12 protein-coding genes are annotated in these 15,578 nt (G+C 55.4%); 7 read left to right on the top strand and 5 right to left on the bottom strand.

Annotated elements, in window-relative coordinates; translation table 11 throughout:
- Nucleotides 1-268 precede the first annotated feature (268 nt).
- The gene (gene ovoA, locus IBX51_RS05195; RefSeq protein ID WP_291829382.1) at nucleotides 269-2,431 is read left to right on the top strand and encodes a 5-histidylcysteine sulfoxide synthase; all 2,163 of its coding nucleotides are present in this window, start codon (nucleotides 269-271) and stop codon (nucleotides 2,429-2,431) included.
- Here the strand turns inward: ovoA and IBX51_RS05200 are convergent.
- Both IBX51_RS05200 and IBX51_RS05205 read right to left on the bottom strand, forming a co-directional pair.
- Nucleotides 2,403-3,584 (bottom strand): ADP-ribosylglycohydrolase family protein, encoded by a 1,182-nt coding sequence (locus IBX51_RS05200; RefSeq protein ID WP_291829383.1) that lies wholly within the window; start codon nucleotides 3,582-3,584, stop codon nucleotides 2,403-2,405. The two genes, ovoA and IBX51_RS05200, sit on opposite strands and share 29 nt — an antisense overlap.
- A gap of 41 nt (nucleotides 3,585-3,625) precedes the next feature.
- Entirely contained in the window at nucleotides 3,626-4,126 is a 501-nt protein-coding gene (locus IBX51_RS05205; RefSeq protein ID WP_291829385.1) for a DUF2505 domain-containing protein, read from the bottom strand.
- Nucleotides 4,127-4,339: 213 nt separating this feature from the next.
- Between IBX51_RS05205 and IBX51_RS05210 the strand changes: the two genes are divergently transcribed.
- The 4 genes from IBX51_RS05210 (at nucleotide 4,340) to IBX51_RS05225 (ending at nucleotide 8,954) form a co-directional block, all read left to right on the top strand.
- Nucleotides 4,340-5,689 carry an adenosylmethionine--8-amino-7-oxononanoate transaminase gene (locus IBX51_RS05210; RefSeq protein ID WP_291829387.1) on the top strand — a complete coding sequence of 450 codons (1,350 nt, stop codon included), beginning with the start codon at nucleotides 4,340-4,342 and terminating at the stop codon, nucleotides 5,687-5,689.
- A 13-nt stretch (nucleotides 5,690-5,702) separates the two neighbouring features.
- The gene (locus IBX51_RS05215) at nucleotides 5,703-6,437 is read left to right on the top strand and encodes a 16S rRNA (uracil(1498)-N(3))-methyltransferase (protein ID WP_291829389.1); all 735 of its coding nucleotides are present in this window, start codon (nucleotides 5,703-5,705) and stop codon (nucleotides 6,435-6,437) included.
- 144 nt (nucleotides 6,438-6,581) lie between these two features.
- Complete coding sequence (locus tag IBX51_RS05220) at nucleotides 6,582-7,811, top strand: hypothetical protein (protein ID WP_291829392.1); 1,230 nt, start codon at nucleotides 6,582-6,584, stop codon at nucleotides 7,809-7,811.
- A gap of 93 nt (nucleotides 7,812-7,904) precedes the next feature.
- Nucleotides 7,905-8,954 carry an HDOD domain-containing protein gene (locus IBX51_RS05225; protein ID WP_291829393.1) on the top strand — a complete coding sequence of 350 codons (1,050 nt, stop codon included), beginning with the start codon at nucleotides 7,905-7,907 and terminating at the stop codon, nucleotides 8,952-8,954.
- Here the strand turns inward: IBX51_RS05225 and IBX51_RS05230 are convergent, their stop codons facing one another.
- Nucleotides 8,955-10,292: a YihY/virulence factor BrkB family protein gene (locus IBX51_RS05230; RefSeq protein WP_291829395.1), complete on the bottom strand. Its 1,338-nt coding sequence runs from the start codon at nucleotides 10,290-10,292 to the stop codon at nucleotides 8,955-8,957.
- 204 nt (nucleotides 10,293-10,496) lie between these two features.
- On the opposite strand from IBX51_RS05230, the gene IBX51_RS05235 reads away from it, so the two are divergent.
- A complete protein-coding gene (locus IBX51_RS05235; RefSeq protein WP_291829397.1) occupies nucleotides 10,497-11,330 on the top strand; it encodes an OmpP1/FadL family transporter in 834 nt (277 codons plus the stop codon).
- Here the strand turns inward: IBX51_RS05235 and IBX51_RS05240 are convergent.
- Entirely contained in the window at nucleotides 11,321-12,259 is a 939-nt protein-coding gene (locus tag IBX51_RS05240) for a D-2-hydroxyacid dehydrogenase (RefSeq protein ID WP_291829399.1), read from the bottom strand. The two genes, IBX51_RS05235 and IBX51_RS05240, sit on opposite strands and share 10 nt — an antisense overlap.
- Nucleotides 12,260-12,332: 73 nt before the next feature.
- Here IBX51_RS05240 and tmpT point away from each other — a divergent pair, with 73 nt between their 5' ends.
- The gene (gene tmpT, locus IBX51_RS05245; protein WP_291829401.1) at nucleotides 12,333-12,998 is read left to right on the top strand and encodes a thiopurine S-methyltransferase; all 666 of its coding nucleotides are present in this window, start codon (nucleotides 12,333-12,335) and stop codon (nucleotides 12,996-12,998) included.
- Nucleotides 12,999-13,077: 79 nt separating this feature from the next.
- Here tmpT and IBX51_RS05250 read toward each other — a convergent pair whose 3' ends face one another.
- Nucleotides 13,078-15,003 carry a Cache 3/Cache 2 fusion domain-containing protein gene (locus IBX51_RS05250; RefSeq protein ID WP_291829403.1) on the bottom strand — a complete coding sequence of 642 codons (1,926 nt, stop codon included), beginning with the start codon at nucleotides 15,001-15,003 and terminating at the stop codon, nucleotides 13,078-13,080.
- Nucleotides 15,004-15,578 lie beyond the last annotated feature (575 nt).

Consider the following 15,578-nt stretch of genomic DNA (forward strand, 5'->3'; position numbering starts at 1 on the left):
CGCTGTCAGCCAGGGCGCTGGATTTCCCCCTCGTCACGGGATCGGGTTGTGTCGCTGCCATACGTGATGCCTCTTTGAGAAAAAGCCGCGCAGGCTACAGGAAAGTTCGCGATCTTACACGGATCAGCTACTAAGTACGCGGCTATGGCGATAAAGCATCACAACGTAACCGACTATCCATGTGCGACTTTAATAACTGGATATGAACCACAACATCAAAGACGGTCGTATGGGAAGTTATCAAACACGATAAGGGAACTGTCCGAAGATGCACTCGTCGACTCAAGAAGAAAAAGCCACCACTCAATTCAGCGGACCTTCCGACTCATTACCAAAGCTCCTCAGAACCCCCAACCTCAGGGAAGGCTCACCAGGTGACAAGCGTGCAGAAATTGCGACGTATTTCACCAACACGTTTGATGTCTACACTCGCTTGTTCAGCTGTCTGGCCAATGATGCCGGATATTTTCAGAAGTCTATCCCGTTGCGACATCCTCTCATCTTCTATCTGGGCCATACCGCCACGTTCTTTATCAACAAACTGGTCCTGGCGAAGCTGCTGCCGGAGCGGATTGATCCACGTATGGAATCCGTCTTCGCCGTCGGCGTGGACGAAATGAGCTGGGACGATCTGAACGACGATCACTATGAATGGCCGAGTGTTGAAGAGGTCATGGCGTATCGGGCGAAGGTCCGCTCTGCTGTGCTGGCACTCATCGATTCGTTACCGTTAACCCTCCCGATCAACTGGGAGAGCCCCTGGTGGCCAATTGTCATGGGGGTTGAGCATGAACGCATCCATCTTGAAACATCGTCAGTACTGATCCGTCAGCACGATCTTGCCCGCGTGCAGCCACAACCGGAATGGGCACCGGTTCAGGAGACCGGCGAGGCTCCCGACAATACGTTGATCACGGTTCCTGCCGGTGAAGTTCGCATTGGCAAATCCTGCGACGCTCCCTGGTACGGCTGGGATAACGAATACGGCCAGCACCAGGCCAATGTCGACGAATTCAAAGCCAGCCAGTATCTGGTCAGCAATCAGGAGTTTCTGGAATTCGTTGAAGCGGGCGGTTATGAACAGGACCAGTACTGGGGCGAAGAGGGGCTCTCTTGGCGGCGGTTCACCAAGGCCAAACACCCAACCTTCTGGTGTTGGAGAAACGGATGGCACCTGCGTTTGATGACGGAAGAGGTCGAAATGCCCTGGGACTGGCCGGTAGAGGTCAACTACCACGAGGCCAAGGCCTTTTGTGAATGGAAGCGTGAGGAAACCAGCCAGCCCATTCGCCTGCCAACCGAAGACGAATGGCACCGGTTGTGTTCAGTAGCCGGTGTATCTGAGGTGGGTGACGAACCCGCCAGTGCCAACCTGCACCTTGATCATGGCGCCTCTTCCTGCCCGGTCACACGGTTCCGGCACGGAGACTGGTTTGATGTGGTAGGCAACGTGTGGCAGTGGACCGAAACCCCCACCTACCCGTTTGACGACTTCAAGGTGCACCCGCTTTACGACGATTTCACAACGCCAACCTTTGATGGCCAGCACAACCTGATCAAAGGCGGGTCCTGGATTTCCTGCGGGAACGAAGCAAGACTGTCCGCCCGATACGCTTTCAGACGGCACTTTTTCCAGCACGCCGGCTTCCGGTACGTCGCTGCAGAGGCCGATGCCGTTCAGCCCAATGCCTATTACGAGAGCGACCGATTGCTCACCGAGTATGCCGAATTCCATTTCGGCGACACCTGGTTTGGTGTCGAGAACTTCCCGAAAGCCGTCGCTGACCTTGCGCTTGAGGCTATGGCAGGCAAGCCAGCGGGCAAGGCGCTGGATCTGGGCTGCGCCTGCGGACGTTCCAGCTTTGAACTGGCAAACGTTTTCGAGACTGTAGAAGGCGTGGATTTTTCAGCCAACTTCATACGCCTTGGCGTAGAGATGGCTGAACAAGGCTCCGTTCGTTACTCACTGGCAGAAGAAGGCGACCTCGTTAGCTACCATACCCGCACCCTCAAAGAACTCGGGCTTGAAAATAGCGCCAATCGCGTGTCGTTCTATCAGGGCGATGCCTGTAACCTGAAGCCCCAGTTTACCGGTTACGACCTGGTATTGGCTGCCAACTTGATTGATCGCCTGTACCGTCCGCGACGCTTCCTGGACAACATTCACGAGCGCATCAACGACGGCGGGCTGTTGGTCATTGCCTCTCCTTATACCTGGCTGGAGGAGCACACCCCGAAAGAGGAATGGATTGGCGGATACAAAAAAGACGGCGAAAACCACACTACGCTGGACGGCCTGAAGGAGCATCTCGGCGAGCACTTCAGAATGATCGGAGAGCCCCGGAAAGTGCCGTTCATCATCCGTGAGACCCAGCACAAATTCCAGCATACCCTGTCTGAAGTTACCGTCTGGGAGCGGTTGCCGCGCTGATCAGCGCGTCGATTTCCTCTTCAATGGCCTGATGCGCTGCCAGTTGGCCGAACCAACTGGCAGCCACATCGCCATTCAGAAGCCCCAGTATTGACCCCAGCACCATGCCACGATGAACGTTATCACCGCCAAGGTTGGTGTTAACCCGAAGTGCCAGCCAGGGATCCTGGCGGTACTTGTAGGCCAGGTACAGGACAACCGGCCAGGAATCGGAAATATAACAGGCCGGCGAATACAGTCGTCCCACCACCTGGGAATCCGGCAGATTGCGCTTCACCAGCGCGACCACATCAAGACCCGTCTTACCCTTAGCAGCCCGTGCAATGAGTTCGGCAACCTCACTGTCGTCAGCGGATTCCATCAAGCCACAGAGCAGCGCCACGTATCGGTCGCAAACCTGCAGCAGGGATTCGTCCGGATGGGTCAGCCACACATGCTGGCGGCACACATCCTGAATTTCCTGCACGCCTGCACCTCTCAGGCGCTGCGTAAATACCAGCGTCGCCACGGTCACCAGCCCGCCAACGGATGGGGTGTCGTGGGTTACCATCGCGCACTTCTCCGGCGGCACTCCTTTTGTCAGGTTCGAGAAAAAGCCCCGATGATAGGATTCCGCGTAGGTGTCCGGATGCCGGGGCGGATCCGCGATCATAAAACCAATGTAGGCATCCAGAAATTCTCGGGCAGCATAGTGCCCCTGGCCAGCTGCCAGGGTTCGCATCAGTACCCGGGCGCAATGGGCATTCAATGTGTTCTCTCCGGCCTCCATACCCTGGTGATAATGCACGTTCGGCACATTCCAGAACGTCGCCCGGCCTTTGAGAATAACGTCCCCGACTACCTGCGGCTGTTCAGCCGTTCCTTCCCGTGCATGGCGTCGCCCGCCACCGGTTGTGGAATGCAGAGACATGATTGATGAGGGGTGGAAGGCCGGTGCCGCCTCAAAGCGTTGAACTCCACCTGGAAACGCTTTCTCGATATCCAAAGGGTTGTAGTACCAGTGCACCGGCATGGCCAGCGCGTCTGCGACGTATTGCGTTTTGAGTGCATCTGAAATGCGGCAGGAAAGGCTGGATTCCGAATTCATGGCGTCAGCTCCGGGCGACAACTGGGTGATGGGCGATGACTCCTGAGTGCTTGATTCTGAAGTCACCGGTTTCACCAGATATCTACGCCGGACTGCGGGGATCGGAGCTACGCGTTGCCCAGCAAAAGCTGTCGGATAACTTCATATTCCCGCTCAATCTTTGCGTGCGAATCTTCAGCCAGAAACTTAGCCACTTTCTTGCCGAGGAAGGGCACGTCGCAGTGAACCGACAGGTTCACGTAGTTGATGCAGCGGTTACCGTTGCCCAGCAAACGCTGGATGCCCTTGATTCTGGCCGGTACCCCATCAATTTTTACCCGGAACTCGCAGTGCCACTCGTCATCGTCTTTTTTAAACCAGTGCTCTTCCTGGCGCACCCGGTTCCAATCACGATGAAAGCTGGCCAACATACCGGGCACCGGCGTTGAGGCCATCATGTCCCGCTCAATAACCAACTTGGCCGCGGCATCATTCCGTTGCAGCTCAGCCACTCGGACATTTCGGGAACCCAGCTTCTCATTCTTCTCGCGAATGTGATTCTCACTGAAAAACCGTTCAATGATGTGATTCAGCCCTACCTCGTAGGGATGCTCCAAAGTCAGCTCCATATATGCCTCCTATTATCTTGATTTCATTGTTGCCGCCGCCGGCCCGGCTCACATTGGCCGCCCGAGCGAGTGTTTCTGGCAAGGAAGCCATCCGACTGGTTCACAGGTCATTGATGTTCTGGTTCACACCCTGAGTGCTGTTAACAGAGCCTTCCGGGAAGTATTATGGGCGACCTAAATAAAATGCCCCAGCCGGGAAGACAGGAGAACACGATGCGCAATGCCGATCTGGTCGCACGGGATCTGAAATCTGTGTGGCACCCCTGCACCCAGATGAAAGACCACGAAAGCCTGCCGCTGATTCCCATCAAACGTGGCGAGGGCGTATGGCTGGAAGACTTCGAGAGCAACCGGTATATCGATGCGGTCAGTTCCTGGTGGGTGAACCTGTTCGGCCACGCCAACCCGCGCATCAACTCCGCCATTCAGGAACAGATCGGCCAGTTGGAACACGTGATCCTGGCTGGTTTTACCCATGAGCCAGTGGTCAACCTGTCAGAAAGACTGATTGAGGTAACGCCAGAAGGTCTCAACAAGTGTTTTTATGCCGACAATGGCTCCTCCGCCATCGAAGCGGCCCTGAAGATGAGTTACCACTACTGGAAGAATCTGGGCAAACCTGGCAAGAAAAACTTTGTCAATCTGAGCAACAGCTATCATGGCGAAACTTTGGGAGCCCTGGCACTGGGCGATGTTGCTCTTTATAAAGACACCTACCAGCCGCTGTTAATGGAGGTGCTGACCGCACCCTCACCAGATGCTTACAACAAAGAGCCCGGAGAAACCGACGAGGAATACGCCCTGCGCCAGTTTGAGACGATGGAACAGCTGCTGGCGGAGAAACACGAAGAAATCTGTGCCGTGGTGGTTGAGCCGTTGATTCAGTGCGCCGGCGGTATGCGCATGCATCACCCGATTTACCATACCAAACTGAGGGAAGCCTGCGACCGCTATGGCGTGCACTTGCTGGCTGATGAAATCGCCGTGGGCTTTGGCCGCACAGGCACCTTGTTCGCCTGTGAGCAGGCCGGCATAACCCCTGATTTCATGTGCCTTTCCAAGGGGCTCACTGCCGGCTACCTGCCGCTCTCGGTGGTACTGACCACCGACAAAGTTTATAACGCTTTCTACGACGACTACGAAACCCTGCGCGCCTTCCTGCACAGCCACAGCTACACCGGCAACCCCATCGGTTGTGCCGTCGCCCTGGCCACTCTGGATATTTTCCGGGATGACAACGTCATCGAAAACAACCGCCAGCTGTCCCGTTGCATGGCCGACTCCGTGGCCCACCTGGCCGACCACCCCAACGTGGGTGATATCCGTCAGCATGGCATGACCCTGGCCATCGAAATGGTCAAAGACAAAGCCAGCAAAACGCCCTTCCCTTGGCAGGAACGCCGCGGCTTGCGAGTCTACCAACACTCGCTTACCCGCCAGGCGCTGCTGCGCCCGCTGGGGAACGTCATTTACTTTATGCCTCCCTACGTGATCACCGAAGAGCAGGTTCGCCATCTGGCACAGGTGGCGACCGAAGGCATCGACATTGCTGTAAAAGGTTGAGGGAAAACTGTCCATGCGCATCCCCAGAATCTTCACAGACAGCCCACTGCTGGTGGGCAGCCACTGTGAACTCGACGACAACGCCGCCAATCACGTGGGCCGGGTACTGCGCATGCAGCAAGGCCAGGAGTTGCGCCTGTTCAACGGCGACGGACAGGACTACACCGCCACCATCGCCCAGGCCGGCAAGAAAAACGTCCAGGTGGAAATAACCGGAGCTGAAACCAACCGTACCGAATCTCCCCTGAGCATCATCCTGGGTCAAACCCTGTCCAAGGGCGACCGGATGGATTACGCGATACAGAAAGCGGTCGAAATGGGCACCACCGTCATCGTGCCCCTGGCCACCGAACGCTCCGATGTAAAACTCAAAGGCGACCGGGAAGAAAAACGCCTGCGCCACTGGCAGCAAGTCGCCATCAGCGCCGCCGAACAATGTGGCCGCGCGCGGGTACCGAACATATTGCCAGTGATGACCGTTGCCGAGTGGCTGCATTACAGCCAGAACGCCAACCTGAAACTGGTACTCCACCACCGTACCGAGCAGTCACTAAATACCCTCGCCAAGCCCGGCAGTGTTGCCCTGATGATCGGCCCCGAAGGCGGCCTGACCACCAACGAAATCGCCCGGGCGGAGCAAAGCGGCTTCCTGCCCGTGGCCCTTGGCCCCCGGGTTTTGCGCACCGAAACAGCCCCGGTTGCGGCCATTGCGCTGTGCCAGTGGTTGTGGGGGGATATCGGCAACTGAGGTTTGTGGCCTTGAATGGCAAATCCTTGGGCATCGCAGTCATTGACAGATCTGGCGGCGACCAACATTATCCTTGTCAGACAAAACTTGGCTGACCGCCCCCAACCGGCCGCTTGCACCCAAGAAAACAAATAAGAGCCCAGGATGACAGACCTACTTACCAATCCAGAGTTTTGGCAATACCTCAGCATCCCGGTGATAGCAGCCCTGATCGGCTGGACCACCAACTGGCTTGCCATCAAAATGACTTTCTACCCTTTGGAGTTTATCGGCAAGCCACCTCTGCTTGGTTGGCAAGGCATCATCCCGTCCAAAGCCCGAAAAATGGCCGCTATCAGTGTCGATGCCACCATCTCCAAGATCGGCACCGTCCAGGAAATCTTCGAGCAGATAGACCCCAAAGTCCTCGCAGCCCATATCATCTACACCGTCGACCCCCGCGTTGAAGAGTACGTCGACGAACTCATGCTCAAGGAATACCCCACCTTCTGGGAAAACCTGCCAGCCTCCGCCCGTAAAATGGTTTACGATCGGGTACGCAAATCCACACCTCAACTGGTCGACAACCTGGTCGAAGACGTCTCTGACAACATCGAAGACCTGCTCGATATCAAAGGCATGGTCATCGAGCGCCTGGCCCGAGACAAAAAACTGCTTAACCGTATTTTCCTTGAATGTGGTGACGTCGAATTCCGTTTCATCATCAATTCCGGTCTCTACTTCGGCTTTTTATTCGGCCTGATCCAGATGGTCGTCTGGTACCTCTACCCCGCCATCTGGGTACTGCCTCTGTTCGGCTTACTGGTAGGCTGGGCCACCAACTGGATCGCCCTGAACGTTATCTTCCGGCCATTGCACGAGCACAAAGTTGGTCCCTTGCGTCTGCAGGGGCTATTCCTGAAACGCCAGCCAGCCGTGGCCGAGTCGTTCTGCCACATCGTCACCCACGAAATTCTCACCGTCGGCAACATCGTGAATGCCATCATGGCCGGCCCAAAAGGTGAGCGCGCCCGCAACATGGTGAAGAAGCACATCAAGCCATTGGTAGACGAGACCGCCGGCATGGGTAAAGCGCTTACTCAGGTTGCCTTCGGACCGACCGGGTTTGCCACCCTGAAGAATCAAGTGGGCGAAAAAGCCATCGAGATCTCACAAAACTCCTTCAACAATCCCATCTTCGAAACAGATCGGGCCCGTGCGGTGGAATCCATCATGGTTGAACGGATGATTGCGCTCTCATCCGAAGAGTTCCAGGATCTGCTTCGCCCCTGCTTTCAGGAAGATGAGATAAAGCTTATTCTGGTGGGCGCATTTCTGGGCCTGTTAGCCGGTGTTTGCCAGTTGGTGTTTGTGTTTGGAGAATCTTTCTTCTGATAGTGGCAAAGCATTGTGCAGGGTTGGTTTACGCAACTATACTGGCTCGGTAAACCGGTCACTTCTCAATACACATTAATCCGGAGGCAATGGATGCCGGGCTTTTTTACCTGGATTTCAGGCTTGTTCTCGCCCCGGCAACAGCCTGCCGCCCACATCACCGAGACCCGTCTTTTCAACCCGTCGCAAGGCGAACACTCTGAGCAGCAGTCTTTAGAATCCAATGTGGTTGAGCAACTGGAGGAACACCTGTTCTGCTGGCTGCTTGACATCCCGCCAGCAAAGCTTGATCAAGATTACACTCACCAAGAGCGTGCCCTGGGCGAGCTTGAGCGACGCCTTTATCATAGTGAAATGGAAGAACTGCCGCGCAGGCCAGGCAGCTTACCCATGCTGATGCGGTCTTTGTCCAGCGAAACCACAGACCGAAAACAGATTACCGACATCATCCTGAGCGACCCCTCACTAACAGACCAGCTGCTGCAAGTGGCTAACAGCCCATACTTCCGGCCCGGTGATCACACCATTGAATCGGTGGATCAGGCAGTCTTTATATTGGGATTGGATGGCATACGCAGCGTGATATCAGCGGCGGTAATGCGCCCCATGATGGCCGCCAGGAACAGCCGTGAGGCATTGTTTGCGCAGCGGGCCTGGCGCTGGGGGCTTACCTGCGCCAGAGCCTCTGAACTGGTAGCGCGAATTCATCGAGACGATACCAGTGCCCACTTTATGGTTGGTTTGCTACCGGCCCTCGCTTACATCACCATCCGCCGTGAGCTGACCCGCATCTGTCGTTCTCAAAATACCGGGAGCGAGCCGGATGCAGCGCTGTTGAGGGTGGCGCTGACCCGATATCAATGGGCTGCCTGTCAGTTACTGGCCAATATATGGAACCTGCCACCCAAGTATCACGCCTGGCTGCTTTCAGCCGAGCGCCCGGCTCCGCACCAGGCTCACTCTGCCCTAACCGACGGACTACTGATGGGCACGAGAGAGGTTTTACGCCATGCACGCCAGCGCAATCTTGCGGAGGCCGACGTGCAAAAAATTGTGCATCTAACACCCGAGCAGATTGGCTCAGTGCGAACCGCTCTCCTCAAAATGCTGCAGGAAGGTAAAAGTCCCCAGCCTGGCACCTGATCAAGCGCGAGCGGACTTGTCTTCGCCTTGCTTGTTATCGAGACCCAATAACTCCGCAAAGCTGACGTCATCCCGATGGCCGGCGACATCAATCAGCTGGAACGGAACCGCCTCTGCCGGGAGCCGGTCAACCACTCGATCTTCATCCCGGCGAATGGTCTGTAACACACCACCCACGGTAATCAGATCAAGCGCCTTGCCCGGAACCAGTTGATCGCCATTGCGCCCAGCCAAACTAAGCAGACCCGCGCGAATCAGTTTGTCACTGACGTTCCGGGTAATCTCACCGGGCACTCTCAAGTCATACTCCAACGACTCCTGCTGGGGGGCGGGCTCACCACGACTGAACGGCTGAGCCACCATCCACATCAATGCCAGCCCGACACGCTCCTGAAGTTCTGGTGCCAGTTGAACATTCTGACGCTTGGCAACAGAACCCGGATTCTGCATATAGAACGCAAGGGTTGCGCCAAGCAGCAAAATCATCCAGTTCAGATAAGTCCAGATCAGCAGAATGATCCCCACCGCAAACCCGGAGTAGATGGCCGCATACTTGGCAGAGCCAGCGACAAAAGAGGCAAACAACATGCCCGCCGCCTGCCAGGAAATGCCGGCGACAAGGCCTGCAATGAAGGCATAGCGCACTTTTACCCGGGTGTTAGGAATGAATACATAAACGAAGGTGAAGGCACCCACCACCAGAAAGAACGGCGTAAAGCGACTGATCAGAACAAGCAGCGACCCAAAGGGCTCGATCTCCATGAACTGCTGAACAACGCTTGAAGAGAATATCGTGGCAGTAACACCGATGGCCGACACCATCAGTAATGGCCCCACCATAATAACGCTTAGATAGTTACTGAACCGCTGCGCCATCGAGCGCATCTCTGGTACTCGCCAGATCATATTGAACGAGCGCTCGATCTTTTGTACCAGAGAAATAACCGTATACACCAGCAGTGCAAGGCCAACCGAACCCAACACGCCTACTTTGATGTTATCAACAAACCCAAGTATCTGATCCGCCACCTGGATACCCTGCGGCCCCATCGGCTCGAAAAACTGATACAACAGGGGTTCCATGCGCTGATGCACACCCAGCGCCTTCAGGACCGAAAAGCTCAAAGCCAGCAGCGGGACAATACTCAGCAACGTGGTGTAGACAAGGCTCATGGAGTGCAGGGTTAACTGACCGCTGATAACATCCCTCACTACCGCATACACGGAGCGCCCGGTTTTGTAGAGCCAGGTCCACGGCCACTTCTGGGGTGGGTTCGGGTTGGCGAGAATCCAGGTTTCTGCGGCCTGCAACCGCTCTTTCATTTGAATAGAAGCCACGCAACGTCCTGCTTGTTTGTCTTTTCTACAGCTTATCAGTCGGATGCCAGTAAACAAGGTGATTCTTGGTTCAGGTGATCCGTGTTTTGTAGCCATGCCCCAAAATTAAGTATAACCATATCAACTTTTTTCACTTCCACTTATAACCATATTAACGTAAAAAGCTCTGTTTATTATCCGTCCATTTTCCAGATACAGGGTTTGATGTATGCGCTTAAAGCAGGCAAAACCGGCGTAAATCTGGAACAGCTGTTTATTGCACCCACCTGGGCCTGGGAGTTTGCCGACGGCCAGGCTATCGGCATATCACCATTGATTGCCTATCAACGCTTCAAAGCGACCGGTCTTCAGTCGTTCGCGGGCTTTTCTTCCAACTCCGAAGCTCTCTCCAACAACGGCACCGACGACGCCTGGGGCTATGGCATCCAGATCGGCTGGCAGGGAAAAATAACGGATACCCTGCGCGCCGGCCTGAGCTGGCGCACGATCCTTGAGATGGAGGAATTCAGCAAATACGAAGGCTTGTTTGCTGAACAGGGTGGCTTCGACATTCCCCAGATGCTCAACGCCGGCATCGCCTGGTCTGGCATTGAGAACCACTGGCTGTTGCTGGACGTTCAGCATATCCGCTACAGCGAGATCAACAGCATCGGCAACCCCATGCTGCCAAACCTGATGCAAGCGCAACTGGGCGATGACCAGGGTGCGGGCTTCGGCTGGGACGACATGACCATCGTCAAACTCGGCTGGCAGTGGCAGCAAAGCAATGAACAGACCTGGCGCGCCGGAGTCAGCTACGGTGAGCAGCCCATCCCGGATGAAGAAGTCCTGTTCAACATTCTGGCGCCCGGCGTTCAGGAATGGCACTTTACCGGCGGCTTCACCCATCGGTTCAGCGACGCTCTGGAGGTCTCCGGCATGGCTTTCTACTCACCCCGCAATACCGTTCGAGGCGAAAACCCACTGGGCCCCGGCCAGCAGATTGAGCTGAGCATGACTCAGGTAGGTGCGTCTCTCAGCGTCGGCTATCAGTTCTGAACCGACGCCAGGTTCCTTGCGGTGATCCCCACAATCCGCTGTCGGGCCTCACGACTGGCCCAGGCAGAGTGGGGAGTGATAATCAGATTCGGAATATTGTCCGCCAGCAACGGGTTACCGTTGCGGGGCGGCTCTTCGGTCAACACATCAAAGCCGGCACCGGCAATGTCGCCCTTTCGTAACGCCTCCGCCAACGCCAACTCATCTACCAGCCCGCCGCGGCTGGTATTGATCAGCAAGGCTGATGATTTCATCAATCCCAGCTCCCGCGCCCCTATCATATTCCGCGTTTCATCCGTCAGCAGGCAATGCAGCGACAACACATCGGCCTGCGCCAGCAGCTCATCCAATGGTACGCGCGGGTAGCCGTCGACCTCACCCGGCGCCTGTCCGGGCCGGCAGCCCAACACAATGTTCATACCAAAGGCCTTCGCCCGCTCGGCCACGCCCTGCCCCAGATCGCCATACCCGACGATCCCCAGGGTTTTGCCCTCCAGCTCCATAATCGGATAATCCATCAGGCAGAACATATCGCTCTTGCCCCAGGTGTCATTCCGGGCATCCCGGCTGTAATCGAGCAACCGGGTAGCCAGTGCCAGAATCAGCGCCAGGGTGTGCTGAGCCACGGTGGAGCGACCATAGTTGGTCACGTTCATCACCTTGATGCCGTGATCCTCCGCCGCGTCCAGATCAATGTTGTTAAGGCCTGTTGCCACCACCGCAATAATTTTAAGCTCCGGGCAAGCCGCAAAATGCTCGCGGCCCAGCACCACCTTGTTCACCAACACCGTATCAAAGCCCCGAATTCGATCAGCAACCTGCTCAGATGTGGTTCGTTCATGGCAAACCAGGCCGCCTGTTACCTGCTCAATCGGTGACAGATCAACGTCATTGCCAAGGGTTTTGCTATCCAGAAACACCGCGTTCATACTTTTCTCCCGAGTCACGATCGGCACAGAGTAAGGTAGACTGGGGAAAATGACCAAATTCCGGAGGGCAACCATGGAACACGAATTCTGGCACGAACGCTGGGCAAAAGAAGAAACCGGTTTCCACGAAGGCACCGTCAACAAGTACCTGCACGATCACTGGCCGGAGCTGGCCAGCACCGGTACCGACGCCGTGTTTGTGCCCCTGTGCGGCAAAGCCCACGACATGTGGTGGCTGAATGACCGGGGCCACCCAATCATTGGTGTGGAACTCAGCGACATTGCCTGCAAAGACTTCTTCGAAGAAGCCGGCGAAAAAGCCACGGTGCACCCGGGTGAACCCTTCACCACCTTCAAGCACGACGACCTGCAGCTCTGGTGTGGCGATTTCTTCCAGCTGGTGCCAGATGACCTCAAACACATCCGCCTGGTCTACGATCGCGCAGCGCTCATTGCCCTGCCCCGGGAAATGCGCCAGGGTTACGTCGACCACCTCACAGCGGTAACACCCGACGCCTTGCAGATGTTACTGATCACGCTGGATTACGATAGCAACGAAATGAAAGGCCCGCCGTTCAATGTCAGCGATGACGAAGTCTACCAACTCTACGGTGAAGACTACGAGATCACCCAGATGCTGAGACAAGACATGGCGAGGGATAACCCGTTTGCCAAAAGAAGAGGCCTGAGAAACGGTGCCACAGAGAGCGTGTTTACCTTGACGAAAAAGCAGCTTTAACCTCGCAAAGGCCTTGATTGATGCCAAGATACGCGAACAGCCATACCATAAGCTTAGTTGGAGCATCTCAATGCTCCAACTAAGCCTTATACTGCCCCAATTGTTGCTGCAAGCATCCTGCCAAATCTTGAAGCGCTTTGGCAGCGCTTTTGGTGGCATCTGCGTTTTCTCCGCTAGTTAGGGCAATCTGTCGGATATGGTCTAGGCGCTGATTAATGTCTTCCGACACCGTGCTTTGCTCCTCCGCTGCACTGGCCATTTCTATGTTGGCACCGCGGATGGACTGCACGGCCTCGCGCAGGGATTCGATAGCCACACCGGCTTCCTCAATCAAACTGCTGGTCTTTTCGGCCAACTGGCTGCCAGTGTCTATGACATTAACCACCTCACCAACACCATTTTGCAACTGTTCAATTTGGGCATGAATCTCCTGCACGGACTCCTGGGTGCGACCCGCGAGACGGCGCACCTCGTCGGCAACCACAGCAAACCCCCGGCCGTGTTCACCAGCTCTCGCCGCTTCAATAGCCGCATTCAGCGCCAGGAGGTTGGTTTGCCCTGCGATGTCTTCAATCACCGACAAAATGTTGCCAATGCTGGACGATGCGTCCTTAAGAAGTGCGCTGGCCCGAGCTGCGTTATGATTGTTCTCCAGCTGGCTTGAGATGGCGTGTGTGGTTTGGTCAATCAAGGTACGGCCATTTTCCGCCAGAGAGTCCGCATGCGTGGCAGTGTTTTCCGCGCGGCTGGCGCTCTCAGCTACGGTCTGAGCGGTGGCTGTCATCTCGTTCATAGCGGTAGCCACCTGCTCGGTTTCCTTGCTTTGTTCTCCAATGACCGAGGCGGATTTAGCGGCAATAGTCTCCAGATGCGAGGCAGATTCCAGCAGGGTGTGGGACGAAGTCTTGGTTTCTGAGATGGTCCGTTGCAGGCGGTCCAGCAAGCGATCAAACCCCCTTGCCATCTGGCCAAGCTCATCAGATTTGCTGGCATTAAACCGAATGGTCATGTCGCCCTCACCTTCAGCGATGTCTTCGATGGCTGCAATCATCGCCTGGAGCGGGCGCCCAACTACCCACTGCACAAGCATTGAAAGAATAACAATCAGGACCAGCCCGCCGGCTGCAATCCAAAGCACAGACTGCATGACCTGCCGCGTGACCAAACCGGATACTTCATCCCGAGAGTAGCCGGCTACTATCTCATAATTCCAAGGTGCGAACGGCACTCTGCTGAGCTGCCAGTGCTCGGATTTGTTTTCCAGGATCAACTTCAACTTGTCGCTTTGGATGGTCCCTGAGTGCATGCGCACCCTACCCCGGTCGTCGAGAACCGCCAGGAAACCATCGTTTAACAATGTGGCTGACGAAACCACTTCCTCGACCTCTGCAAGGTCCGCTGAATAGCCCACGTACCAAACACCTACTATGTCACCAAAGGCGTCTTTCAACGGTGCATAGGCTGTGATGAAGGGGTTACCCAGGATGTCGACTTGCCCGAAGTATGCCTCTCCCTGGCTGATGGCTTGCCCCGCGGCACCACTCATATTGAGTTTGGTGCCAATAGCCCGGGTGCCATCGGCCTTTTTAACGTTGGTTGAGACCCGGATGAAGTCATTACCCTCACGTACGAATAACGTGGCTGTTCCGCCCATGATATCGGTTACGCCATCAACCAGGGCAAAGTTGTTGTTGGTCAACTGGTTACCGAGGTACAAACCAGGCGCATTGGTACCACCAACGACAAAAGAGCCCCGCACGCTGGCCTGACCGAGCCCTCTCCCTCTTTCGATCAAAAGATCAAGGGAGCTTCGGACACGCTCGAGCATCAGGTTGTTGGTTACCGACAAAATCTTGGTAACTTCATCATTCAAAGATGAGCTGGTGCGAGACACTTCTTGTACGATACTTGCGCGAGTGTCAACAGCTGAGACAACACTGACCACCACGGCAAAAATTGCCAGCAAGCCGCAAACAGCTGCGATAAACACGTTACGAATAGACATTAGACGTTCCCTCAGCAGCCAATCTGCCAGTCAACCGTTTGTAATCGTAAGAACTCGCTTGAATTATTCCAGCCCCTTATGAGACATAGTCCCAAGCCCTGAAGTGGCACACACGCTTTTGCCAGCGCCGGGATGGCGCTTGACATCCACCAAGCTGTTGCGCGGATCATGGGGTGCAGGCATTGTCCCGGCTCAACTTTGCTGGCGACTTTGCAAGGCACTGCTCCAAAACCATCGAAGATACTCTAATACCCTAAACACGGGAGCTCTAAACAATCTGATAGAATTACACAATAGTGTTCCACAAGCGCAGAAAGCTACACATTTTCCGTGCGTAATTGTTAAATCCTGTTACGCACCACAGGAACCAGCCACCCCAAATGCATTACTCGCTAACAAAGACTGAGGGGAATAAAAGTTTCGTGATTGCGGGCTTTAGGGGGAGTTTAGATTGAATGAAGCCATAGCTTCGTGCGATTTCAGTGAACCTTAGATGAACTCCACCTGTCCAATCTCTTGTCTCTGAACTAAGCTCAAAGCTAACAGGCCGGAAAGCTCCGGATAACGTATACCTG

The sequence above is a fragment of the Marinobacter sp. genome (genome assembly GCF_014859525.1).
In the GTDB taxonomy this organism is placed as follows: Bacteria; Pseudomonadota; Gammaproteobacteria; order Pseudomonadales; family Oleiphilaceae; genus Marinobacter.